Source organism: Leuconostoc mesenteroides subsp. mesenteroides ATCC 8293 (assembly GCF_000014445.1).
In the GTDB taxonomy this organism is placed as follows: Bacteria; Bacillota; Bacilli; order Lactobacillales; family Lactobacillaceae; genus Leuconostoc; species Leuconostoc mesenteroides.
Window position 1 is genome coordinate 726013 of sequence record NC_008531.1, and the last position, 22759, is coordinate 748771.

General features: G+C 37.9%; 26 protein-coding genes and 1 riboswitch. Of the genes, 20 read left to right on the forward strand and 6 right to left on the reverse strand.

Features of this window, described 5'->3' with window-relative positions; genetic code table 11:
* Positions 1-9: 9 nt before the first annotated feature.
* On the reverse strand, positions 10-897 hold the full coding sequence (locus LEUM_RS03640; protein WP_011679535.1) for a YitT family protein: 888 nt from the start codon (positions 895-897) through the stop codon (positions 10-12).
* Between the two features lie 100 nt (positions 898-997).
* Here LEUM_RS03640 and LEUM_RS03645 point away from each other — a divergent pair, with 100 nt between their 5' ends.
* The 17 genes from LEUM_RS03645 to LEUM_RS03725 all read left to right on the forward strand — a co-directional run bounded on the left by LEUM_RS03645 (position 998) and on the right by LEUM_RS03725 (position 16094).
* Positions 998-1501 carry a hypothetical protein gene (locus LEUM_RS03645; RefSeq protein WP_011679536.1) on the forward strand — a complete coding sequence of 168 codons (504 nt, stop codon included), beginning with the start codon at positions 998-1000 and terminating at the stop codon, positions 1499-1501.
* Positions 1501-2304, forward strand: coding sequence for a bifunctional hydroxymethylpyrimidine kinase/phosphomethylpyrimidine kinase (locus tag LEUM_RS03650; protein WP_011679537.1), 804 nt, complete (start codon positions 1501-1503; stop codon positions 2302-2304). The genes LEUM_RS03645 and LEUM_RS03650 overlap by 1 nt, the downstream gene beginning before the upstream one ends.
* 104 nt (positions 2305-2408) lie before the next feature.
* Complete coding sequence (locus LEUM_RS03655; protein ID WP_011679538.1) at positions 2409-3563, forward strand: isochorismate synthase; 1155 nt, start codon at positions 2409-2411, stop codon at positions 3561-3563.
* Positions 3541-5166: a 2-succinyl-5-enolpyruvyl-6-hydroxy-3-cyclohexene-1-carboxylic-acid synthase gene (menD, locus tag LEUM_RS03660; protein WP_011679539.1), complete on the forward strand. Its 1626-nt coding sequence runs from the start codon at positions 3541-3543 to the stop codon at positions 5164-5166. The genes LEUM_RS03655 and menD overlap by 23 nt, the downstream gene beginning before the upstream one ends.
* The gene (gene menH, locus LEUM_RS03665; RefSeq protein ID WP_011679540.1) at positions 5163-5963 is read left to right on the forward strand and encodes a 2-succinyl-6-hydroxy-2,4-cyclohexadiene-1-carboxylate synthase; all 801 of its coding nucleotides are present in this window, start codon (positions 5163-5165) and stop codon (positions 5961-5963) included. Before menD ends, menH begins: the two co-directional genes overlap by 4 nt.
* Complete coding sequence (gene menC, locus LEUM_RS03670) at positions 5950-7050, forward strand: o-succinylbenzoate synthase (protein WP_011679541.1); 1101 nt, start codon at positions 5950-5952, stop codon at positions 7048-7050. The genes menH and menC overlap by 14 nt, the downstream gene beginning before the upstream one ends.
* 13 nt (positions 7051-7063) lie before the next feature.
* The gene (locus tag LEUM_RS03675; RefSeq protein WP_011679542.1) at positions 7064-8329 is read left to right on the forward strand and encodes a tetratricopeptide repeat protein; all 1266 of its coding nucleotides are present in this window, start codon (positions 7064-7066) and stop codon (positions 8327-8329) included.
* A 39-nt stretch (positions 8330-8368) separates the two neighbouring features.
* On the forward strand, positions 8369-9574 hold the full coding sequence (locus LEUM_RS03680) for a CCA tRNA nucleotidyltransferase (RefSeq protein ID WP_011679543.1): 1206 nt from the start codon (positions 8369-8371) through the stop codon (positions 9572-9574).
* The gene (locus LEUM_RS03685) at positions 9561-10058 is read left to right on the forward strand and encodes a dihydrofolate reductase (protein WP_011679544.1); all 498 of its coding nucleotides are present in this window, start codon (positions 9561-9563) and stop codon (positions 10056-10058) included. Before LEUM_RS03680 ends, LEUM_RS03685 begins: the two co-directional genes overlap by 14 nt.
* Before the next feature lie 9 nt (positions 10059-10067).
* Positions 10068-10922 carry a DegV family protein gene (locus tag LEUM_RS03690; RefSeq protein ID WP_004164228.1) on the forward strand — a complete coding sequence of 285 codons (855 nt, stop codon included), beginning with the start codon at positions 10068-10070 and terminating at the stop codon, positions 10920-10922.
* 179 nt (positions 10923-11101) lie between these two features.
* Positions 11102-12088: a nucleoside hydrolase gene (locus LEUM_RS03695; protein WP_011679545.1), complete on the forward strand. Its 987-nt coding sequence runs from the start codon at positions 11102-11104 to the stop codon at positions 12086-12088.
* Positions 12085-12633, forward strand: a complete 549-nt coding sequence (locus LEUM_RS03700) for an ECF transporter S component (RefSeq protein WP_011679546.1) — start codon at positions 12085-12087, stop codon at positions 12631-12633. Before LEUM_RS03695 ends, LEUM_RS03700 begins: the two co-directional genes overlap by 4 nt.
* Before the next feature lie 108 nt (positions 12634-12741).
* Entirely contained in the window at positions 12742-13653 is a 912-nt protein-coding gene (locus LEUM_RS03705; protein WP_011679547.1) for an SGNH/GDSL hydrolase family protein, read from the forward strand.
* Entirely contained in the window at positions 13635-14249 is a 615-nt protein-coding gene (locus LEUM_RS03710; protein WP_011679548.1) for a YpmS family protein, read from the forward strand. Before LEUM_RS03705 ends, LEUM_RS03710 begins: the two co-directional genes overlap by 19 nt.
* On the forward strand, positions 14236-14463 hold the full coding sequence (locus LEUM_RS03715; RefSeq protein ID WP_010295592.1) for a YozE family protein: 228 nt from the start codon (positions 14236-14238) through the stop codon (positions 14461-14463). Before LEUM_RS03710 ends, LEUM_RS03715 begins: the two co-directional genes overlap by 14 nt.
* A gap of 22 nt (positions 14464-14485) precedes the next feature.
* Entirely contained in the window at positions 14486-15340 is an 855-nt protein-coding gene (gene ylqF, locus LEUM_RS03720) for a ribosome biogenesis GTPase YlqF (RefSeq protein WP_011679549.1), read from the forward strand.
* On the forward strand, positions 15333-16094 hold the full coding sequence (locus LEUM_RS03725) for a ribonuclease HII (RefSeq protein ID WP_011679550.1): 762 nt from the start codon (positions 15333-15335) through the stop codon (positions 16092-16094). Before ylqF ends, LEUM_RS03725 begins: the two co-directional genes overlap by 8 nt.
* Here LEUM_RS03725 and LEUM_RS03730 read toward each other — a convergent pair.
* From LEUM_RS03730 to LEUM_RS03745, 4 genes are read right to left on the reverse strand one after another with little or no spacing between them, the layout of a single operon-like run.
* Positions 16078-16719, reverse strand: coding sequence for an energy-coupling factor transporter transmembrane component T family protein (locus LEUM_RS03730; protein WP_011679551.1), 642 nt, complete (start codon positions 16717-16719; stop codon positions 16078-16080). The genes LEUM_RS03725 and LEUM_RS03730 overlap by 17 nt on opposite strands.
* Complete coding sequence (locus LEUM_RS03735) at positions 16716-18089, reverse strand: ATP-binding cassette domain-containing protein (protein ID WP_011679552.1); 1374 nt, start codon at positions 18087-18089, stop codon at positions 16716-16718. Before LEUM_RS03735 ends, LEUM_RS03730 begins: the two co-directional genes overlap by 4 nt.
* A 30-nt stretch (positions 18090-18119) precedes the next feature.
* Entirely contained in the window at positions 18120-18413 is a 294-nt protein-coding gene (locus LEUM_RS03740) for a thiamine-binding protein (protein ID WP_010282020.1), read from the reverse strand.
* Complete coding sequence (locus LEUM_RS03745; protein ID WP_004164215.1) at positions 18410-18991, reverse strand: ECF transporter S component; 582 nt, start codon at positions 18989-18991, stop codon at positions 18410-18412. The genes LEUM_RS03740 and LEUM_RS03745 overlap by 4 nt, the downstream gene beginning before the upstream one ends.
* A gap of 318 nt (positions 18992-19309) precedes the next feature.
* Positions 19310-19399, reverse strand: a riboswitch (TPP riboswitch).
* A gap of 251 nt (positions 19400-19650) precedes the next feature.
* On the opposite strand from LEUM_RS03745, the gene LEUM_RS03750 reads away from it, so the two are divergent.
* From LEUM_RS03750 to pepT, 3 genes are read left to right on the forward strand one after another with little or no spacing between them, the layout of a single operon-like run.
* A complete protein-coding gene (locus LEUM_RS03750) occupies positions 19651-20340 on the forward strand; it encodes a tRNA (adenine(22)-N(1))-methyltransferase (RefSeq protein ID WP_011679553.1) in 690 nt (229 codons plus the stop codon).
* Positions 20337-21122 carry a Nif3-like dinuclear metal center hexameric protein gene (locus LEUM_RS03755; protein ID WP_011679554.1) on the forward strand — a complete coding sequence of 262 codons (786 nt, stop codon included), beginning with the start codon at positions 20337-20339 and terminating at the stop codon, positions 21120-21122. The genes LEUM_RS03750 and LEUM_RS03755 overlap by 4 nt, the downstream gene beginning before the upstream one ends.
* Before the next feature lie 44 nt (positions 21123-21166).
* Complete coding sequence (gene pepT / locus LEUM_RS03760) at positions 21167-22402, forward strand: peptidase T (protein WP_011679555.1); 1236 nt, start codon at positions 21167-21169, stop codon at positions 22400-22402.
* A gap of 52 nt (positions 22403-22454) precedes the next feature.
* Here pepT and LEUM_RS03765 read toward each other — a convergent pair whose 3' ends face one another.
* A complete protein-coding gene (locus LEUM_RS03765; protein WP_010289296.1) occupies positions 22455-22652 on the reverse strand; it encodes a YjzD family protein in 198 nt (65 codons plus the stop codon).
* Between the last annotated feature and the right edge of the window lie 107 nt (positions 22653-22759).

Sequence of the window (22759 nt, forward strand, 5' to 3'; positions counted from 1 at the left end):
TTGTGGCTTTTATTTTAATTTGAATATTGATTTTTTGGGACGAAGATAAGAAAAACCTTCGCCAAGCTGTTCTTGCGTTGTAAATATGGAAACAAAAGCTTTTGGATCTACCTGATCAACAATGCGCCGGACTGTGCTGACTTCTGAAGGGTCAACTACGGCATAAACAACACGTTGATCTCGATGAGAGTAGCCTCCTTCAGCTTTAAGCAAACTAGTACCACGATCAAGTTCATCCATAATAGCATGTGACATTTCTTCTGGATACTGTGTAAAGATCATAAAGGACCTTGCATCATAAGCGCCGCGTTGCGTCATGCTAACAACTTGTGAAAATACAAATGAAGCAATCAGTGTGTACATCATGTGAACAATATCAATATAAACAAGTGATAACAGTAAAACACAGGCATCTAGGATAAACATTGTCCGTCCGATAGGAATGCTAAATTTTTGCTCTACAATACGAGCGACAACGTCACTGCCGCCTGATGTGCCACCAAAGCGGAATACAATACCTAAACCAAATCCGGCAATTATCCCGGCAATTATTCCAGCAATCAGCATATCATGATGAAGTGCAGGCGGAGTGGGCACAACTTGCCACAACCAAAGCCAGAATGATAGGGATGCAATGCCCCAAATAGTGTAAATCAGCGCACGACGCCCTAAAATACGATAGCCAATAAAAAGTAAAGGGACATTTAATAGTAAGTTAGTATAAGCAGGATTCCAATTAAAAAGTGCACGCAAAATTAGTGTGATACCAGAAATGCCACCTTCGGCTAAGTCATTAGGAATGTTAACATTAATTAACCCCCAGCCATACATTCCAGTACCAATTGCAATCATAATTAAGTCTCTAATAGAAATACGTTCTAGATTAGTTGTTTCCATAGTCAAAACCTCGTAATATCTCGTAAAATTAATCATACCATATATATGGTAGGAAATTTATCGCTTTATTTGATATAATAGTTAGTGATTAGAGGTTAATATGGCAGATTATAATAATTATAAACGACCACAATTTTATAAAAAAAAGCATCCAGTACGTAATTTTTTTATCGTGCTTGTAATTTTAATTGTTGTAGCGTTGAGTATTTTTATCTACATGAATTATTCAACAGCACAAAAAACAACCACACCAATTGAACAGAAAACTAGTACAAACAGTACAATCGAAGAAAATTCTGATTCAACATCTGAAGATAGCAGTTCTTCGGATGAAAGTGAATCAAGCGATTCTGAGTCATCGTCAAGTGAATCAAGCTCGTCGTCATCTTCAAGTAGCTCAAGTTCATCATCTTCAAGCAGTTCAAGTAGTGCCGCTGATTCAGCGCAATTAAAGGGCAAAAAGATTAGTGAAGCTATTGCATGGGCTAAAGAAAATAGGCGTACTTATTCATGGAACATTACATCAGGTGGAAATGATGCCGTTGTGACGCAGATTACAGATGATGGACAGAATATTAGTTTTACAGCATCAGCTGATCAATAATGGTTAAGAAGTTACTAACAATCGCTGGCTCTGATTCACTTTCAGGTGGTGGAATTCAGGCTGATTTAGCTACATTTAATGAATTTGGATACTTTGGGTTAAGTGTGATCACAAGTATTGTGACCGTAACAAACGACAATTTTAAAATTTACCCAACTGATTTAAAAATTATTCAAGCACAACTTGATTCAACGTTAGCATTAGATGATATTGCTGCGATTAAAGTTGGCTTACTGCCCACAGTTGACATTATTGACCTAGTTGCTGAGTATTTAAAAAAAGTCGATGTACCTGTTATTGTTGATCCCGTGATGGTGTTCAAAGAAACGGATAGTACAAATACTGATTTTTTGGTACAAGAAATAAAAAATCAGTTATTACCATTAGCCACAGTCGCAACTCCAAATCTATATGAGGCACAATTATTGTCTGGTTTAACGATTCAGAGTGTAGACGATATGAAAGCTGCGGCAAAAGTTATTGGTAGTTTTGGAGTCGAGAGTGTTGTAGTTAAAAGTGGCGCGCGACTCGCTGGTAATCAAACATTCGATCTTTTGTTTCACAATAACAACTATAAAATATTTGAACAGAAAAAAGTGATGTCAAATATCCCCATGAACAACGGCGCTGGCTGTACTTTTTCATCCAGCATTGCAGCCAACATCGTAACGTCCAGTGTTACGGATGCTGTAGCGGATGCAAAAGCATTTGTACTTGCGGGCATTGAAAATGGTGTGATAATAAATGAAAATTTTGAAGTAGGCAATGTCTGGCAGGCCGCTAGGCGTCTGCGCAACAACTAAAGTAAAAGCGACAGATCAACATCTGTTGCTTTTTATATGTTAAAGGCACATGTGAAATGGTAATCATAGACGAATTGATACAATATCGACGCACGCTGAGGTCGATGGATCGCAGTTTATTAAATCAAATGTTAGATAATGTTCAAGTTGCTGCATTCTTTGAAACTAGTGATAAAAAAAGCACAATGTATGCGTTTGGACAAAAAAAAATATGGTCAAAAATGCCAGATAAAACAGATTCGATTGTTTTTGGTGCCAGCTCTTTTGATGATCAGTTAGAAGCAGGAATCATGAAGGGTTTTTGGTTTGAGCCTGAATTTTTAGTTTTATTGCAAGATAATCAATTACTATCTAGTACTACAGCTATTGACGATTATTTAATGCAACTTAGTCAATTAAAAAAAACACAAGCACCGCAAATTATCGATGAAAGTGCTGAGGCTGATTGGCAAGCAAGGGTGCAGACTTTAATTAATGAGTTGAGTGTTAATCGAAGTTTAAAAAAGGTGGTTTTTAGTCGGCAACAGCAAATAACCTTATCAGCAAAATTGGTTTTGTCTAAAGTTATACCAGCACTGCAAAAACAGCAAGATGTTTATCATGCGGCCCTCAAAAGGGATACTGAACTATTTATAACTGCCACACCAGAGCGACTGGTTAAAATAAATGATAACCAAGTAGAAACAGCAGCTGTGGCCGGTACAATTCGTCGCGGACAGATAGACCTAGAAGATGTTAAACTGGGTAAAGAGTTATTGAATAGCGAAAAGAACAATCAAGAACATCGTTATGTTGTGGATAATATTGTTCAGCAATTGGGTAGTTTAACTAATCAATTGCATGTGCCAAATAAGCCTTTCTTGTTGAAAAATAAGCAGGTTCAACATCTTTATACGCCAATCCAAGGCACATTAGCTACCAACATTTCTATTAAAGATGTTGTCGGAAAATTACATCCAACCCCAGCTTTGGGCGGTTTACCAAGAAAAAATGCCTTGGTATATATTCGTAATTATGAATTGCATCCCCGAGGATTATTTGCATCCCCAATAGGATATTTTACAAAAAATAATTTCGGAGAATTCGTTGTCGGTATTAGATCAATGTATGTTAATGGGCGAAATGCTCGTCTGTTTGCAGGCGCTGGTATTGTTGCTGAATCAGATAGCCAACAAGAATATTACGAAACAACTTTAAAGTTTCAACCAATGCTTGAGTTACTGGAGGAACTATCAAATGACGGACACACTAACTTTTAATACAAAGCACCTACTAGAGGCACTATTTGAAAGTGGCATTCGACATTTTATTGTGTCTCCTGGATCCAGAAGTACACCGATAGCATTACTTTTAGCAGAATACGCAGAACAAAATAATGAAATTAAATTATTTGTTGATGTTGATGAACGGTCAGCTGGCTTTTTTGCTTTAGGAATCGCCAAAACACTTTTAGAACCTGTTGTTCTGCTAGGAACATCTGGCACTGCAATTGCAGAGTATATGCCAGCAGTGGCTGAAGCGTATGCTGCGAACATACCATTAGTCGTATTATCGACTGATCGACCCCAAGAATTGCAGTTCAATGGGGCGCCACAGACTATACCGCAAAGCAATTTGTTTGGACAATTAACAAAGCAGGCAGTTTTAATACGTTTGCAAGATATGCACAGCGATGTGACAGAGTATATTGATTTCATAGTACAAAAAGTGGTTAACTTATCTATTACTGCACCACGTGGCCCTATTCAAATTAATTTACCACTTCGTAAGCCATTAATGCCTGTATTAGATCGCCAAGATGAGGTGCATGTTCAACGAGTAGTTTTTGACAAGCAATCCGTGCAATATCGTTTACCACCAATAACGGCAAAAAGATTATTAATATTGGCTGGTCCAAATGTTTTGAATAGTTATGACGATAGTTTGAAAAAGTTCGCTATTAAAAATAATGTACCTGTCATTGCCGATGTTCTGAGTCAAAGCAGACACACATATACAATTCATGGCATAGATGTTTTACTTCAGGCACATAAGATTAATGCTGATTTGAAGCCTGATTTAGTTGTTCGGTTTGGTAAAACGCCAGTGTCTGCACGTGTATTACAGTGGCTAAAAGAGGAAAATATTTTAACTTGGCATGTTGATGAAGATGCTGGTGTAGATCATACAAGGCATATTGTACGAGCAATCAAGATGGCGCCACATGATTTCCTGGAAAGCATGCATTTGACGCTGTCTAAAAATCAGATTGATTTTAATCAAAAGTGGTTGTCTTTGCCTAAAGTAATAAAAACTCGTAACGAAATGAATATTATAACTGCTTTGGATGATGCTGTTCCAGATGACACGCATATTTTTGTGGCTAACAGTATGCCAATACGTGACATGGATAACTTTTTTACTGGAAACCATACGCAGCGCATTTATGCAAACCGTGGAGCTAACGGCATTGATGGTGTGATATCGAGTGCATTGGGCATGAGCGCAGTGGTTAAGCAGCGGAGTGTTTTGTTGACAGGTGATTTGACGCTGTTTCATGATATGAATGGTTTAATGATGGCTAAAAACTATCAGTTACCGTTAGATATTATCGTAATTAATAACAACGGTGGGGGCATTTTCTCATTTCTACCACAGGCCGGTGCGCCAAAGTATTTTGAACAATTATTTGGCACGCCGTTAAATATAGACATTAAAAAAATCGCTGATTTATATTATATAGACTATCATCAATTGAATGTTCCAGAAGCATTAAGCCAAATTCTACAGACACCTTCAAAAACGACAAGACTGATTGAATATAAAAGTGATCATCAGAGGAATAGAGATGACCATCGTGAAGTATTGGAGATGTTAAAATGATTATTGACGTCAATAATTATCCTTATCAGGCTTACCTGACGAAAAATAATGATGAAAATCAAAAGTGGCTATTATTACATGGCTTTATGGGCTCTCATTGTGATTTTAATCATATTATTGATCATTTACCGGGACAAGTACTGACTTTGGACTTACTGGGGTTTGGTGGTCATACAACGTCGGTTGAAGTTACCAGATTTGAAATGGCTCATCAAATACAAGATTTAGCGATTATATTGAATCAATTGCACTGGAAAAATATTAACCTACTAGGCTACTCGATGGGCGGTCGGTTAGCTTTAGGCTTTACCAAGGTGCACAGTGAGTTGGTAAAACGATTATACTTAGAGAGCACAACTGCTGGACTGAAGACTGCTCAAGAACGTCATGAACGGCGTGTTTCTGATTACAAAAAGGCTGAAAAAATCCAGCAAAACTTTGAAACATTTGTTACGGACTGGGAGCAGATGCCACTATTTGCTACACAACAACATGTTAGTCCAGAGCAAAAGAAGTTTATGCATCAACAACGGATAAATCAGAATCCAATCAACGTTGCGAACTCACTCCGTTATATGGGTAGTGGTGTGCAACCAAATTATTGGCCTTGTTTGCAATCATTACATACACCCACACAAGTTATTGTAGGAGAACAAGATATTAAATTTAACCTTATTGCCGAAGAAATGACAAACTTACTGCCAAATGCCAAAATAAGCATTGTGCCCAATGCTGGACATAATGCGCATTTTGAGCAACCAGCAGCATTTATTGAGGTACTCGATGTATCAAATTAAAAAAATAACTTTAATACCTATTGCACTGACTATGTTGCAAGCCTTTGAAACTGCGCATCACACCATTAGCGAACGACCATTAACTATTGTCACCGTTGAACTATTGAACGAAGATAGTGGTGAGATAGCTGTAGGTTATGGTGAAGTTCAGTCGTTTGCAGACTTCTCGTATACGCTTGAAAATCAATCTGTCAGTCGAGAAATTTTAAAAACAGTTTTGTTACCACAAATTCGAAGATTCTCTTTTAGTAATCCCCAATCGTTTTCGATACGTTTGAATCAACTGACGCCATTTGCTTCATTCGCTAAGGCAGGTTTAGAAATGGCTGTTTGGGACGCGATTGGTAAACTAACGCATCAATCTCTACAACAAATGATTCATGGCCAAGGGGGAACAGTTCCAGTCGGAATCGCTGTCGGTATGGCAGATAGTATTGATGAAGCATTAACGCAAGGATATCAGAGAATTAAGCTTAAAATTGATGCTCATGTAGTTGACTTTGAAAATTTGAACCGGCTGTTAAAAAAATATCCTGAACAACAATTTTCAATTGATGCAAACAGTAGCTTTACAGATAAAAATATTGCACAAATTAACAGGTTACCTGAAAATGTTGGGTTCATTGAACAACCACTTGGTGAAAATGATTTTGTACAGCATGCGGTACTCCAAGCTCATACAAGTAAAATCATTAGTTTAGACGAATCAATTAATAATCTTAACGATGTTGCTACGATGTTGAAATGTCTTTCGGCGAAAGCTTTGACAATTAAACAGGGCAAGATTGGTGGTATTTCCAATGCTTTGACGGCTATTCAACTTGTTGATAAGCCATGGGTTGGCGGCATGCTAACTAGTGGTTTAGGTAGAAGCGTCGATATAGCAATTAGTAGTTTACCTAAAATTGCTTTCCCAGGAGATATTTCAGATAGCAGGCGCTATTTTGAACGTGATATTATTGAGGAACGTTTACGCGTGAATAATGGGATTATATCAGTGCCAAGGAATTACGGCATTGGCGTGACAGTAGATTTAAATGCGATTTCAGATCTGCAAACGGAACAAATGTTTACAATTACTGATTAAAAACGAGGTTATTATGGAAACGAACTATGCGCAACAAATGCTTGATGCTCTCTCAAGTGGGCAACTAGATGATGCAAAAAAATTTTTTGCACAATCATTACGAAAAGATAGTGATGATTTAATTTATAGTTTAGCTGAGGAGTTATATGCTCTTGGGTTTTTGAACCAGTCATGTCGTGCCTATAAAAAATTATTAGAAAAATACCCTGATGAGGATGAACTTCGTACGGCATTAGCTGATATTGCGATAGAAGATGGTGAGATTGATGAAGCGCAAGACTATTTAGCGCAAATTAAGCCTGATTCACCTTCATACTTACAGGCTTTACTCGTTAAGGCAGATGTCTATCAGTCTGAGGGATTAACGGAATCTGCAGAACACAGTCTATTGCAGGCAGAAAGAATATCCCCAGATGAAGATGTGATTCAATTTGCCTTAGCTGAATTTTATTATGCTAATCAAAGTTATCCCAAGGCGATTCCACGCTATCGTGCGTTGTTGAAAAAAGGCAAACGAGAAATTAGTCGAGTTGATATTGTAGCGCGTATTGGTATGGCGTATGCTCAAGTGGGTAATTATGAGCATGCGGTTGGTTATTTAGAACAAATTAAACCAGAACAAATGACATTAGATACACGATTCCAATTGGCAGTTCTGTATCAAGAAAACAAACGAACCCGAGAAGCGATTGATTTGTTTAATGGTGTATTGGAAGTGGACCCTAAATATACGTCTATTTATCCGATATTGGGACAAGCGTATGAACAAGAACAACAACTTGAGGACGCTTACCGAGTTTATCAAGAAGGATTAGCTCAAGATGAGACCAATACAGTATTATATCGTCTAGCAGGGTTGGCAGCAGAAAAACTTGGAGATGATGCTAAAGCTAAAGCATATTATCAAAATGCTTTGGCGTTAGATGATACAGATGTGACGTCAATAATTATTTTGTCTGCTTTGCTATTAAAGCAACGAGAATTCGAAGCAGACATTCAGTTGTTAGAGAAACATATTCAAGAAGATGTTATTGATCCTGAATTTTACTGGCATTTGGCGCGCGCCTATTATCAGGAAGGCAAGGAAGATCAAGCTACTAAATATTGGGAAATGGCTTTACCCTTTTTCCAAGAGAATACTTCATTTTTGCGTGATATTATTGATTGGTACCATGAAGAAGGTGAACGTCAAGGTGAGATTGATATGATGGTCAGATATTTAAATATCGAACCAGAAGATGCTGATATGCAAATGCGATTAGAAAATGCAAAATATTAAAGATACGCAAATGCTGCTATTTTGGTAAAATAGACTCATATGAAAATTACACAATTACCTCAAGAATTTATAGATGCACAACCAATATTAACAAAGTTAGAAGATGCTGGATTTGAAGCTTATTTTGTTGGTGGTTCGGTACGTGATACTATGCTTGGAAAAACGATTCATGATGTTGATATTGCAAGTAGCGCTTTTCCAGAAGAAGTGAAATCATTGTTCCATAATACTGTGGATACGGGCATTCAACACGGGACAGTGATGGTTTTGGACCATGGGACAGGATATGAAATTACGACTTTTCGTGTCGAGTCAACTTACACAGATTTTAGGCGACCTGATCATGTCACTTTTGTACGTAGCCTCGAAGAGGATCTTAAAAGACGTGATTTCACAATTAATGCTTTGGCAATGCGGCACGACGGTGAGGTATTAGATCTCTTTGATGGTCTAGAGGACATGAAAAAAGGCGTTATTCGAGCCGTTGGTGATGCCGAAAAACGCTTCACAGAAGATGCCCTGAGAATGATGCGTGCCCTGAGATTTAGCGCCCAACTTGGTTTTAACATTGAAGCTGATACTCAAAAAGCATTGGTAGATTTGGCACCGAACTTGGCTAAAATCGCGGTTGAACGAGTTCGAGTTGAATTTGAAAAATTATTGTTAGGTAGTCAAGCATCGCAGAGTTTAGAACTGGCCCTGCGCGATCAGGTCATGAATTATTTACCAGGTCCGCACATTGAAGATTGGTCAAGTATTATAGATGATTTAAATAAAGACCAGGCTACAAATTACACCGTGGCTTGGGCACATATATTATCAAGAACGCAATTTGATGACAAGAAACGTCGTCAATTTATGTACGATTGGAAAATGAGTCGTAACGTGATGAAAACGGTCAACGCAATTGTTCCTATTGTGCATAATCCAAAGAAATCAACTGTATTTGATATATACCAAGTTTTAGCTTATCAGGAAGAATTGCTTGAAGTTTTGTCACTAACTGGTAGTCAGCCCGAGACAATTCAGAGAATAAGTCATATAATAGAGATGTTACCGATTACAAAAGCTGCTGATCTTAACATTAGTGGCGGTGAATTGATCCGTTCTGGTATTTTAACACCTGGGCCTTTATTGGGGCGTGTGCTTAAAAAAATTGAGTACGCAGTCGTTGTTGGTGATATTTTAAATGATCACGACGCACTTGAAAAGTTTGCAAAGGAGTACGTAAATGACCAAAATTAAAATGGTATGGGCTGAAGATCGTCAACATGCAATTGGAAAAGATGGTGGTATACCTTGGCATATGCCTGATGATCTCAAACTGTTTAGAGATGAAACAGTCAATACCCTAATGATTATGGGGCGCCCAACGTGGCTTAGCATTGGGCGGCCATTGCCTAAACGAACAACTGTAGTTATGACTAGGCAAGAAGACTGGACACCAAGTTATCCAGAAGTAAAAGTTATTCATTCCATTGAAGAAGCCAAAAATTTGATAGCTAAGGAAGAGCGAGATATTACGATTGCTGGTGGCGCAGCAGTTTACCGTGAATTTATGCCCTATGCAACAGATTTAGTTATAACGCGAGTTGACGGTGTGATTGATGGCGATACTTTTGTTGATGAGGTGGATTTAACACAATTTCAACTAAAGTCCAGTGAACCACATGCGAAAGATGATAATCATGATTACGCATTCGTTGTCGAACGCTACGAACGCATATAAGGAAAGAATATGTCAAATATTAAAATCGTTACAGATTCAGCTGTAGCATTAACTCCAGAAGAAATTACCAAATACGATATCAAAATTGTGCCGCTATCAGTACAAATCGATGGTACAGTCTATGAAGATGGTGTCACTATTCAGCGCGATGAATTTCTTGAAAAGATGATTGAAAGTAAGAGTCTTCCTCAAACATCGCAGCCATCAATCGGCACATTTCAAGCTGTTTATGATGATATTCATCAGAAATTTCCAGATTCCGAAATTTTAAGTCTCCATTTATCATCAGGGCTGTCAGGAACTGTCCGCGCTGCTGAACAAGCAGCCGCATTGACAAGTGCTAAGATTACAACATTTGACACATTAGCGGCTGACCGTGCGCAAGCATTTGTTGTCTTACAAGCGGCAAAAATGGCGTCCCAAGGGGCTACGATGGCTGAAATATTACCAGCGGTTGAAAAAGCTCGTGATGAGTCGCATATTTTTTTGAGTTTTACTTCTTTGACAAATATGGTTGCCGGTGGTCGCTTGAGTAAAACACAAGGAATTATCGGTAATTTGCTAAACATTAAGGTCGGTGCTGGTGTAACAAAAAATGATGGCACGGTTGAAGTACTGCTCAAAGGCCGAGGCATGAAAACTATTGCTAAATTCAACAATAATGTTATTGCTAAGATGCAAGAGTATAAGGAAGTATTGTCAATAGGTATCTCTCACGCAGGAATTCCAGAGGAAGCAGCTCAAATTGCAGCACGCTTAAAAGCAATTTGGCCTGATATTGAAATTCCAGTTTTAAATACAACACCAATTATTTCTACCCATACAGGCGTAGGCGCATTAGCAATTTTGTACCGAGCACGCTAAAATAAAAACCCCAGAATTTTATTTCTGGGGTTTTATTGTTGCATTAAAATTGGTACACTTAAAAAGCATTTATCAAAATCGGCAATCGTGCCGGACTGGTTCGGAAAATCCCAGAAAAAAAAACCAAGTGTGATTGTATTGTATCAATAAAATCACATATGACAGAAAGGAAAGATAAAATGCAAAAAGTTATAATTGACACGGATCCAGGAATTGATGATAGTTTAGCACTTTTGGTCGCATTAAAATCACCAGAGCTTGATGTTATCGCCATTACTGTTGTCGAGGGAAATGTCCCTACAAAAATCGGTGTTCAGAATACTCTCAAAGTGCTTGAAGAGGTAGGAAGGACTGATGTTCCTGTCTTTGAAGGGGCACATGAACCCTTGCAACATGAGTACATCAGTGCACAGGATACCCACGGATTGGATGGGTTAGGACAAAGTAATATTGCTGTCCCAATGATAGAGGCCAGCACAATAAGTGCCCATTCAGCATACAATCAGTTACTCACCAATCATAATGATGTTTGGGTACTGGCTTTGGGACCGTTGACAAATATTGCGCTAGCCATGCAAGAAAATCCCAAGGTTTGGCAAAATATGTCGCGCCTAATCATTATGGGTGGATCCTATCTTTCGAATGGAAATACCTCACCAGTTGCTGAATACAACTTCTGGGTAGATCCGAATGCAGCTGATTATGTTTTGAAAAATAGTCCTATTGTAGCTGAAATTGTCCCATTAGATGTTACTCGAAAAATGTTACTGACACCAAATATCTTGTCATTAATGCAGCGATTGAATCCTGAGCAATCAATATTTATCACAAAAATCATTAAGTTTTATTTTGATTTTCATTGGCAACAAGAACACGTGATGGGGGCGGTTATTAATGATCCACTTGTGATTATTCATGCATTATATCCTGAGTATACTCGTGGCATTAGTAAATATGTCACTGTAGTAACAGAAGGTGTAGCCCTCGGACAAAGCATAGTTGATATAGCTGATTTTTGGAAAAAAGAAGCGAACGCAGTGATTTTAACAGAGGTGGATTCTTTGCATGTTATGGCGGAAATCATAGCTCGCCTATTGGAAATTTCGTCAGCAACCATATTGACTGAATTAACCAATATTGCCACAGATCTTGAGGTATTATCATGAAAAAGCTATCTACTCAGCGTATCACGTTAATTGCCTTATTTATTGTGATTAATATTGTTGGTGGTCACATTGCTTTACTTGCCAAGTTACCAGTTTACTTAGACACGATTGGTACGCTTTTAGGCGCATCTTTTTTTGGTCCAGTTGGTGGCGTAGTCGTTGGTATTTTGACAGCATTAATAAACGGTACAACAGGTGACCCTTTTTCAATTTACTACATGCCTAGCCAAATTGTTACCGCTCTTGTGGCAGGATTAATTTACAGAAAAGTCAGCGCTACGGATGTTAAAAATATTTGGTGGTCAGCTTTGATCATATCCGTACCGGCGACAATTGTGAGTTCAGTAATTACCGTCATTCTTTTTCACGGCATTACTTCTTCTGGGTCAAGCACGATTGTACAGGTGCTTCACGGTCTTGGGGTCAACCAAACACTTTCTGTTTTTCTAGTACAGATTGGAACGGATTATCTCGATCGCCTGATTGGCGTGTATGTTGTAGCCGTAGTATATAGTGTTATCGTATCACGCGTTCATTTAATTTAAATATCACTTTATAAAATAAAAAAATAAAGAACGAGGAATACTTGTTCTTTGTACATAATGGTCATTTACGCTATAATGGTTACCAGTTAAGTTTCAGGAGAATTGCACATGCGAAAGTTTGCCATCAGTTTAATACCCATCTTATTGATTGGCATTGGGGCATTTTATGGCATCAAAACTTGGGAAAATCAAAAAAATGATTTAAATCAACCTCAAAAATCGGTGCAAAAAGTATCACATATTAATTTAGTTGCCCTTGGGGACTCATTAACAGAGGGTGTTGGAGACGAAAAAAATATGAAGGGGTATTCTGGGCGCATTGCTAAAAAAATTCGTGCACAATACAACGTTAGTGTCACTGTTAGTAATTTTGGTAAAGCAGGGGATCGATCTGACCAAATCAAAAAAAGATTGGATACGCAACAAAAATTTCAAAAACGATTACAAAAAGCTAATGTGATTGTAATGACCTCTGGTGGTAATGATTTGCAACAATTGCTTTTGAAAAATGTTTTGGCAACGTCTCCAAAGACGTTGTCAGCTGCCGTTAAAGCAGGGCAACAATCTTATCAACAAAAGTTATCTGCTTTGATAAAGGATATTCGCTCTTATAATTCTGATGCACCAATATTTATATTTGGAAATTATAATCCTTTATATGTTCATTTTGCCGATCGATCTGATTTTAATGACGACGTTAAGCTATTTAATAACATTAATGCTCAAGCTGCCAAAGAAGCTGGCAATGCATATTTTGTCAGTATTTTCAATTTAACGTATGGTCAATTTAAAACAACAACGCAACGAGAAGGGCTCATTAAGGAATCAGCTAACTCAAATAGCAGTTCAAATTCGAATGCTGCCATGACAGCCGTATTGACGGGTCAAAAGAATGTTAACAACGCATGGATTAGTACGGAAGACAATTACCACCCTAATAATAAGGGCTATAATTACATGACAACACAGTTATTTAACAAAATGAAAAAGGAAACAAAGCAATGGCTGATCAAACAATAGCTAGATCAAATAAAATAGTCAAAAAGAAAAAGCCAATTTGGTTCTGGCTTTTTTGGGGTCTAATATCTATATTATTGGTAGGTGGAATCTGGCTTTTCAATGAAGCTAGCGGGCCAGTAAAAATTAAGGACAATGTATCCAAGATCAGTAAATCGGACGCGACGTTTGATGTATCCTTAAATAAAAAACAAATCAATGCCTTAGTTGCTCATTATCTTAATGATACAGATAACAGTGGCTATACTTTTAAAATTGGGGATGACGTGATGATGTATGGTAGCGCCAAACTTTTGGGCCAAAAATTTAATTTTGGCATGGCGCTAGATGCCAAATTAACGCCTAATGGGAACATCGTTATGCAGGCGAAATCTTTAGCAATTGGTAACCTATCGTTGCCAATTAAAACTGTGATGAGTTACGTTAGATCAAGTTACGATGCGCCTGAATACGTCACAATCGTACCGAAGAAGAAGCAAATATTCATTGATATGAGTAAGTTACCCACAACGCAAGGCATTAAATTTAAAGCAAAGGTCATTAATATAAAAGCAGATCAGTTTGTTTTCCAAGGAGGTCTTGCTAATGAGAAAAAGTGATCGTTCATTTTACAATTGGTTAATGACAAATCGTAATTCTATGGCAGCCAATGAAGTGCAACAATTTGCAAACAATGCCTTTTTAGATTCGTCATTTCCAAAACAAAGTAGTGATTTTGATGAATTGTCACAGTACTTAGAAGAGAATACAACCTATTTAATGAGTATGACAACATTTGATGAAGCGTGGTCACTATACAACGCTGAGCGTTAATGTTAGAAAGGACATATGTTTAATGGCACAAATAATTCAATGGTTCCCAGGCCATATGGCCAAAGCCTTCCGTTTGATGCGGGAAAATTTAAAACTAGTCGACGTTGTTTTTGAGCTGGTTGATTCCCGTATTCCCGAAAGCTCACGTAATCCGGAAGTGGATAAGTTAATCGGCAATAAACCCCGTTTGTTAATTATGACTAAAGCTGATTTGGCAGATCCTGATCAAACACGGGCATGGAAAAAACATTTTGAAGCACAAGGATACACAGTACTTGTGCTCGACACGCGTGACCCAAGAACTCCGCAATTAGTGACTAAAGCAGCCCGACGAGCAGTTGAAGCAAAAAAAGCAGCACAACTAGCAAAAGGTATCCAAGATCAGCCTATTCGCGCCATGATTTCTGGGGTGCCAAATGTCGGTAAGTCAACATTATTGAATCACTTGGTAATGAAAAATGTTGCGCCAACGGCGGATCGACCAGGTGTAACGAAGAAAATTGCTTGGCTAAAAACACCAACAAAATTAGAATTACTGGATTCTCCTGGGGTGCTCTGGCCAAAGTTTGAAGATCAAAACATCGGCATGAAATTAGCATTAACAGGAGCGGTGAAAGATACAATCTTTGCCAAAGATGATGCTGCGCTATTTTTGATCAACTTTTTTCGAGAATATCGACCAGAGGCCATTATTGAGCGATATCATTTGAACGACAATATTTTTGATCAAGAAAATGTAGATGTTTTATTATCCATCACAAGCAAATTAGGATTCAAAGACGATTATGACAAGGCCAGTGAACGAATACTAAATGATCTTAGAAAAAATAAACTAGGGGCGTTTACACTTGATTTAATTGAGACGAAAAATGACTGACACAATTGCAAATATTAAATTACAACTCAAAAACACATCTCCTAATGACGAGCAGTTGCTAATTTGGCAACAAGATAAGCGTGTTGGTGTACAAAATGCATTGAAGGCTTGGCAAAAAAAGCAAGTGATGTTGCGGGAAAAACGCGAGCATTTTTTATCTCGTTTTGATATTGAGCGTCAGTACTGGATGCAAGGCTACGACTTAATTGCTGGCGTGGATGAAGTTGGTCGGGGGCCTTTAGCTGGCCCAGTTGTTGCGGCAGCTGTTATTTTACCGCATGATTTTGATGTTTTAGATGTCATAGATTCTAAGCAACTGTCTGCAAAAAAAAGAGACGAGTTGTACGACAAAATTATAGAAAAAGCAATTTCTATAGGTGTTGGCAGGGTCGAAGCCTCAATTATTGATGAAATTAATATTTATGAAGCAGCACGTGTTGCGATGACCGAAGCAGTCAACCAGTTGGCTCCTATACCTGAAGCTTTATTAATAGATGCTATGCGGTTAGATTTAGATTTGCCGCAAGAATTTTTAATTAAAGGAGATGCACGAAGTAATTCTATAGGTGCAGCCAGTATTATTGCAAAGGTCACACGTGATCGCCTAATGGCTTCTTATGGTTTAAAATATCCTGGTTATGGTTTCGAAAAAAACGCTGGATACGGTACAAAAGAACATCTTGAGGGTATAAAAAAAATCGGCATTACACCGATTCATCGTAAAACATTTGCACCCATTAAAGATATATTATGATGCACTGTAATATGACTAAGAGACTGATTGCCATCATCCAGTCTCTTTTTTTGATTACAATTGTGTTAAAGTGTGTCCGCTCAGCATTTTCGGTAAATCCATGTGAGGCCATAGCTTCTGCTAAACGAGTTGACCACCGGAGTGAGACCAAAATAGCTTTGAAAAATAATTGTGGTGAGTAAAATGTTAAAGATTCACCACGCATTAAAGCTGCCGTTCGGATAGTCTGGACTTCTTGTTTAACACGGGGCACAAAGGATAATGCACCGCGAAGACCGTAGACAAAAGTGGTTGGCACACGAAATTTTTGTTCGAGTGTGTCTAGAAGCAAGATCATGTCAGTTGTAAACGAAAAAGCCGCTCCTAGGAATATGTAGGCAACAATTCGAGTCATCATGATAATTGCCATTTCATGGGAACCAAAAGTTGTAAATGATGTCCATGCACCTAAGACAGGCAAGATAGGCATGGCAATTAATAGCAAATAACGTTTCCAAGACAGTTTTGAAAAAACAAGATAAATACCAGCAATAATCGCTACAACAACATTGACTTGATAATTAAGGACAAAAGTTAGTTCGATGCTAACGATAAGTATAAGTAGAAATTTAACACTTGGATTCATAAAAAATGCTCCATATATTGTAAAGTTCGATTAGATAGATGCAAATGATAATCAATGATTGGGCGTAGCTGATCTAGTTGGTGGCTAATAATAATAAAACGTTGCCGTCCATTATCTGCGATTTCTCGTAAAATTTCGCCTACAACCCGAACGGAATCTGTGTCCAGACCAGCAATAGGTTCGTCTAACAATAATATTGGTGTGCCAACAATTAACATCACCAAGAGTTGAACTTTTTTCTTTTGCCCGCCAGAGAGCTGATAAACGACATGATCTTGTAGCCCATCCAAATTTAAGCGCTCTAAGTAACGAGTAATTACGTTTTCGGACCATTTTTCTGGTTGTTGCGCATGTTGCATGCTCAACGCGATTTCCTCACGAATCGTCATTCGTAAAAACTGCCGTTCTGCATTTTGAAAGATCAATGCTACTTGTTTTGCATATTTAGCAGCATTAAATTTTTTGATATTTTGATCTATATACAAAATGTCACCTTGGTAGGATTTTAGTCGAGTTAGCGCATTGAAAAGGGATGACTTGCCTGTGCCATTTGCTCCAGTAAAGAGCGTAATTCCACCGGGAGCCAAAGGTAAATCAGAAATACTAATTAATTGACGTTGCCCCACTAAAAGTTCAAAATTTTTTAATTGCAAAACACCTTCTTTAGGTAATTGCAGGTGGACATTTTGTTCCGGTAAAATACGATTCTGAAAGTTACTAACAGTTGCTACTTTTTTGTGGTGTATTTCCCACACATGATCAACAAGTGGTTCGTACCCATGTAAATCATGATCAGTGATTAATATAGTGGTTTGTCCCTGTATTTGCAAATCTTTCAATTTAGCTAATAGGTCTTGGCGAGATTGGCTATCAATATTTGCAAAAGGTTCGTCTAATAATAAGAAATCACTTTGCATTGCAACAATGATAGCCAATGCAACTTTTTGTTTTTCACCACCTGATAAGGTGTCAATGTCTTGATGAGTTAAGTCTGAAATACCAACAAATTCTAGAGCGTGCGTTGCACGTTGCTTGATATCAGAAGGATGAACTTGCAAGTTTTCTAAAGTGAAAATCAATTCATCCAGTGGCGTTTTCATAACAAATTGGGTGTCTGGATCTTGAAATAAAAAACCGACGACTTTGGCTTTCTCGTTAGCCGGTAATGTGGTAACTGCTTGATCATTAACAAGTACTTCACCTTTTAGTTGCGGATATAATCCTGCAAATATTCGGAGAAGGGTTGATTTTCCAGAGCCAGAGGGACCAATTAGCAGGTTAAAACTATTGTGAGATATTGACATGGTGGTATCATCAAGTATTTTTGTATTGCCATATGACAAACTGATATGTTTTAAATGAGTAACCATAATAATTCCCTATGTACGCGGAAATTCCGCTTATTTATATTTATCTGTTTTCTTTGCAATGGTTAAAACATCAGAATCTGTAGCCATGTTTATTTTGCTGTATACCATGACAGGGATGTCACTAATTTCTGCTGCAACCTTGGGCAAATTTTTTAAAATATCCATTAGTTGATCGTAATCACCTTCGAGAGTTGATTCGAAAGCACCTACCTGATAGTTGACACCACTCTTGTCAATATAAGCAATCACATGATCAACTATGCGAATGACTTCTTCTGTGTCAGCTGTCATCGGCAATACTTGGACCGCAATACTTGATATCATGAGACCACCTCGTTTTTATTGACCTCTAGGATACCTGATTTAGCAACTAATTTTTGTGTGAAGTAAACGATAACTCCTGCAAAAATAGCTGCTGAAATGAGGCGAGTAATAAATAATCCAATCAACAAACCAAATGAGTAGTCAGCATAACCATTACGGAACAGGTCCCAAATAAACGTCACAATGGTAACTGTGATGACAGACATTGACAAACTCGTTTTGTCCCAACGACGGTAGCCAAATACAGCAAATCCAAGTTCGGTACCAAACCCTTGGATTAATGCAGAAACAACGTTCATGACACCCCATTGAGAGCCAAACACCATTTCAATTGTGCCGCCAAGTGTTTCACCTATAATTGATGCGCCAGGACGACGTAAGATGAACCCAGCCATCGGACCAGCCATTAGCCAAGGACCCAATGTTGCATCATTAGCATATGCGCTTAATCCAAATGGTGTTAAAAAGGCAGCGATGACATTATAACCAAATGCCCAAGCCCAAAATATAAATCCAAAAAAAACACCGATTAGTGCGATGAAGATAACATCGCGAAGTGACCATTTGTTTGCAGACATTTGCAAAACCTCCTAAAATTTCCGATATTAACCAATAGGTGCATGAGCTATACAACTGTTTACATGACTTATTGGTTAATAATTGATGTAACCGAAATCACCGCAAAATCGGGTGTAATTAGAAAAAGCCAGACTTCACAAGGAAGACTGGCTTGAAAAATTGTGGTCATGATCTCAATGCAGAAACGTTACTTAACAAACTTGTGTTATTTCATCATCATATATTATAGTGATAACGTTACAAAACATAGTACCGTCATATATTATAGTGATAACGTTACAAAACATAGTACCGTCAAGATATGTCAGTTCATTAATACATTTTCAAGTAAATCTCCCTACGCTAGTATTAACTAGATCAGGTGTGATGGGTTTTATCTCAGCGCGACGGCACCCCAGATTTTGGTGTTTTCAGTTATTTGTGAAAAGCTCACGCCTAGAGTGTAACACAAGACAAATTATCGTGCAAACTATTCGTATGCAATAGAATTTAATCCCAAAATTATGTTATATTTTCTAACATTCTAATGTTTTTAATTATGAAATTTGAGTATGATATAATTTGTGGTCTTTATTAATTAAAAGTACATGATATCAGCGAGATATTGACTTATTTGTTATACTAAAATGAGTAAAAAAAACAACTCTAAGGATAGAAAATGGACAGTATTCATCTTTCACCACGGCTTGCAGCTGTGGCTTCATTTGTACCCAAAGGCGCAAGGTTAGCCGATATTGGCTCTGATCACGCCTATTTACCTGCTAATCTATTAATCAATAACAAAATATCGTTTGCGATTGCTGGTGAGGTTGCTAAAGGACCTTACGAAAATGCGCAGCACGAAATTGTTCGAAGAGCGTTAACCACACAACTTGAGGCGAGATTGGCGAATGGATTAGCGGCAATTAAAGATGAGGATCATATTGACACGGTCACAATCGCTGGTATGGGTGGTGTCTTAATTACAGATATATTAGAAGCGGGATTTTCAAGAGCAAAACGTTTTGAAACGCTTATACTACAACCTAATACTGATGAGCACATTGTGCGAACGTGGCTAAACAATCATCAGTATAAAATTAACGACGAGGTTATTGAACAAGAGGATAACCACTTTTATGAAATTATGATTGCAACAAAGGGCACCCAAAGTTTATCAAGCCTCGATAAAAAATTTGGTCCTGTCTTGCGAAAGAGAAAAACGTCAGTTTTTGTTGCTAAATGGCAGAAAGAATTGGATCGTATCGACACAATTTTTGAAAATCTTGAATTTGCTGGAAAAGCTGATTCACCCATTTATCAAGATTGGAAAAAAAAATATCAGCAAATTCAGGAGGTTATCAAGTGATTGCACAAGAGTTAATTGACAAGATTGAACTTTTTGCGCCGAAACAATTAGCTGAGGAGGGTGACCCCACGGGACTGCAAATTGGTGATCCTAAACAGCCTGTACATCGAGTAATGACAGCCCTTGATGTTCGTCCAGAAGTGGTTCAAGAAGCAATTGATAATCAGGTCAATTTTATATGGGCACACCATGAGGTCATGTTCTTCCCGGCGAAAAATCTAGACTTATCACAGCCTCAAAATCGAATGTATGCAGATTTGATTCAACACCATATCGTTGTTTATGCTTCACATACTAATATGGACAGTGCACAAGGTGGCATGAATGATTGGTTGGCCGAGGCACTTGGTATTCAAGATGTAGTGCCTTTAGTACCAAATGTAGATAAGAAAACTGGTCTTGGCAGGATCGGACAATTAGAGCAACCAATTTCTGTACAAGAATACGCTGTGAAAATTCGTGATTTGTTTCATGTTCAAGCAGTGCGTGTTATTGCTAAAGATGTGACAAAGCCAATTCAAAAGATCGCTGTGCTAGGTGGAGATGGTGGCCGTTGGTGGCGGGTTGCGCAACAAGCAGGAGCTGATGCCTACGTCACAGCCGATGTCTACTATCACGTTGGGCATGACATCTTGGCTTCAAATTTTATTGTGATTGATCCTGATCATCATATGGAAGCTATTGCTAACGAAAAAATGGTTGATAAGGTCAAAGAATGGTTTGGTGACACTGTTGATGTAGTTGCTACAAAAATCAATACAGATCCATACAAATATATTTAGTTAACGGTTAAAACAGTGAGCAAATGCTCAAAAAGGAGTAATATATGACAAAGTATCCTGAATTGACAGAACGTTTTTTGAAGTATGTAAAGGTAGATACACAATCTGATGAGAACTCAGAAACAGTGCCGTCATCACCTAAAGAGGTCGCTTTTTTGGCAGATTTAGCTGAGGAGTTAAAAGCTATTGGTCTTGAAAATGTACGCACCATGAAGGATGGTTATGTATTTGCGGAATTATCAAGCAATATTGATGACAGTGCTGTGCCTACAATTGGCTTTATTGCACACGTTGATACTGCAGATTTTAATGGAGCGAACATTAACCCACAAATTATTGAAAATTACGACGGCCAATCGTCAATTAAGTTGGGAAATAGTGGTTACGAATTGACAACTAACGAATTTCCTAGCTTAAAAAAATATGCGAGACATACTCTAATTACAACTGATGGCACAACACTATTAGGTGCTGATGATAAAGCTGGAGATGCTGAAATCATTACGGCAGCTCAGTATTTAATTGCACATCCAGAGATCAAGCATGGTGATTTGCGATTTGCTTTTGGACCAGATGAAGAGATTGGTATTGGTGCCGATCATTTTGATGTTGAAACATTTGGTGCTGACTTCGCTTATACAATGGATGGCGGACCGTTAGGCGAGCTTGAATGGGAGACATTTAATGCTGCGAGCGCCGTTATCACAATTCAGGGACGAAATGTTCATCCAGGAACTGCAAAAGATACAATGGTTAATGCCATTCAACTAGCATTTGATTTCCATGAACAACTTCCAGTCCATGATCGGCCAGAAAATACTGAAGGAACAGAAGGATTTTGGCATCTTCTAGCAGTTGACGGTAATCCTGAAGAAGCAACCCTGCGATATATTGTTCGTGATCATGATCGAAATATATTTGAAGAACGTAAGCAAAGATTATTAGATATTGCCGATGCCTTTAATCAGAAATTAGGGGAAAAGCGTATTAAAGTTGTATTGAAAGATCAATACTATAATATGGGTGAAATCTTGAAAGATGATATGCGTTCAGTTAATTTGGCTGAAAAAGCGATGAATAACTTAGAGATTAAACCAATTATTGAGCCTGTCCGTGGCGGTACCGATGGTTCAAAAATAACTTTCCTAGGGCTACCAACACCAAATATTTTTGCCGGTGGCGAAAATATGCATGGCCGTTTTGAATATGTTTCTACAACTGTTATGGAACAGGCAACAGACGTCATTTTAGAAATTGTAAAACTTGCACAAGAAAAATAACTTTTAGATAAACAAAAAAGAGCTCAACTGAGCTCTTTTTTAATCTTGTGATTTATTCTTCAGACGCAACTTCTTTTGGTGCAGCTGATCCTGAAATTGCTGGAATTGCAACTAGCGCAACTTCACCAACAATGACAGCAATGACAGCAACAGTAACAAAATCATAAGTACCAGAATTCAATTGGGATACAATATAACCCAAAATCTCACCAAATATTGCCGACCAAATTGCTACCATAATGTATTTCATGATTTTTACCTCTTTACTGTCATTATAATACACCTTTTTTCACAAATGGCAAGTTTTTAAGGGAATTTAAACAAGAAAATAGAAAATGTCTAATCTGTGATTTTACG

Bases quoted from the DNA above. Each gene is read 5' to 3' on its own strand.
- LEUM_RS03675 (WP_011679542.1), top strand. From the start codon at position 7,064: ATGGAAACGAACTATGCGCAACAAATGCTTGATGCTCTCTCAAGTGGG.
- LEUM_RS03725 (WP_011679550.1), top strand. From the start codon at position 15,333: ATGACTGACACAATTGCAAATATTAAATTACAACTCAAAAACACATCT.
- LEUM_RS03695 (WP_011679545.1), top strand. From the start codon at position 11,102: ATGCAAAAAGTTATAATTGACACGGATCCAGGAATTGATGATAGTTTA.
- ylqF (WP_011679549.1), top strand. From the start codon at position 14,486: ATGGCACAAATAATTCAATGGTTCCCAGGCCATATGGCCAAAGCCTTC.
- menD (WP_011679539.1), top strand. From the start codon at position 3,541: ATGACGGACACACTAACTTTTAATACAAAGCACCTACTAGAGGCACTA.
- LEUM_RS03730 (WP_011679551.1), bottom strand. From the start codon at position 16,719: ATGAATCCAAGTGTTAAATTTCTACTTATACTTATCGTTAGCATCGAA.
- menC (WP_011679541.1), top strand. From the start codon at position 5,950: ATGTATCAAATTAAAAAAATAACTTTAATACCTATTGCACTGACTATG.
- LEUM_RS03750 (WP_011679553.1), top strand. From the start codon at position 19,651: ATGGACAGTATTCATCTTTCACCACGGCTTGCAGCTGTGGCTTCATTT.
- LEUM_RS03700 (WP_011679546.1), top strand. From the start codon at position 12,085: ATGAAAAAGCTATCTACTCAGCGTATCACGTTAATTGCCTTATTTATT.
- LEUM_RS03715 (WP_010295592.1), top strand. From the start codon at position 14,236: ATGAGAAAAAGTGATCGTTCATTTTACAATTGGTTAATGACAAATCGT.
- LEUM_RS03680 (WP_011679543.1), top strand. From the start codon at position 8,369: ATGAAAATTACACAATTACCTCAAGAATTTATAGATGCACAACCAATA.
- LEUM_RS03735 (WP_011679552.1), bottom strand. From the start codon at position 18,089: ATGGTTACTCATTTAAAACATATCAGTTTGTCATATGGCAATACAAAA.
- LEUM_RS03765 (WP_010289296.1), bottom strand. From the start codon at position 22,652: ATGAAATACATTATGGTAGCAATTTGGTCGGCAATATTTGGTGAGATT.
- LEUM_RS03645 (WP_011679536.1), top strand. From the start codon at position 998: ATGGCAGATTATAATAATTATAAACGACCACAATTTTATAAAAAAAAG.
- LEUM_RS03650 (WP_011679537.1), top strand. From the start codon at position 1,501: ATGGTTAAGAAGTTACTAACAATCGCTGGCTCTGATTCACTTTCAGGT.
- LEUM_RS03745 (WP_004164215.1), bottom strand. From the start codon at position 18,991: ATGTCTGCAAACAAATGGTCACTTCGCGATGTTATCTTCATCGCACTA.
- LEUM_RS03705 (WP_011679547.1), top strand. From the start codon at position 12,742: ATGCGAAAGTTTGCCATCAGTTTAATACCCATCTTATTGATTGGCATT.
- LEUM_RS03655 (WP_011679538.1), top strand. From the start codon at position 2,409: ATGGATCGCAGTTTATTAAATCAAATGTTAGATAATGTTCAAGTTGCT.
- LEUM_RS03690 (WP_004164228.1), top strand. From the start codon at position 10,068: ATGTCAAATATTAAAATCGTTACAGATTCAGCTGTAGCATTAACTCCA.
- LEUM_RS03740 (WP_010282020.1), bottom strand. From the start codon at position 18,413: ATGATATCAAGTATTGCGGTCCAAGTATTGCCGATGACAGCTGACACA.
- LEUM_RS03640 (WP_011679535.1), bottom strand. From the start codon at position 897: ATGGAAACAACTAATCTAGAACGTATTTCTATTAGAGACTTAATTATG.
- menH (WP_011679540.1), top strand. From the start codon at position 5,163: ATGATTATTGACGTCAATAATTATCCTTATCAGGCTTACCTGACGAAA.
- LEUM_RS03710 (WP_011679548.1), top strand. From the start codon at position 13,635: ATGGCTGATCAAACAATAGCTAGATCAAATAAAATAGTCAAAAAGAAA.
- pepT (WP_011679555.1), top strand. From the start codon at position 21,167: ATGACAAAGTATCCTGAATTGACAGAACGTTTTTTGAAGTATGTAAAG.
- LEUM_RS03685 (WP_011679544.1), top strand. From the start codon at position 9,561: ATGACCAAAATTAAAATGGTATGGGCTGAAGATCGTCAACATGCAATT.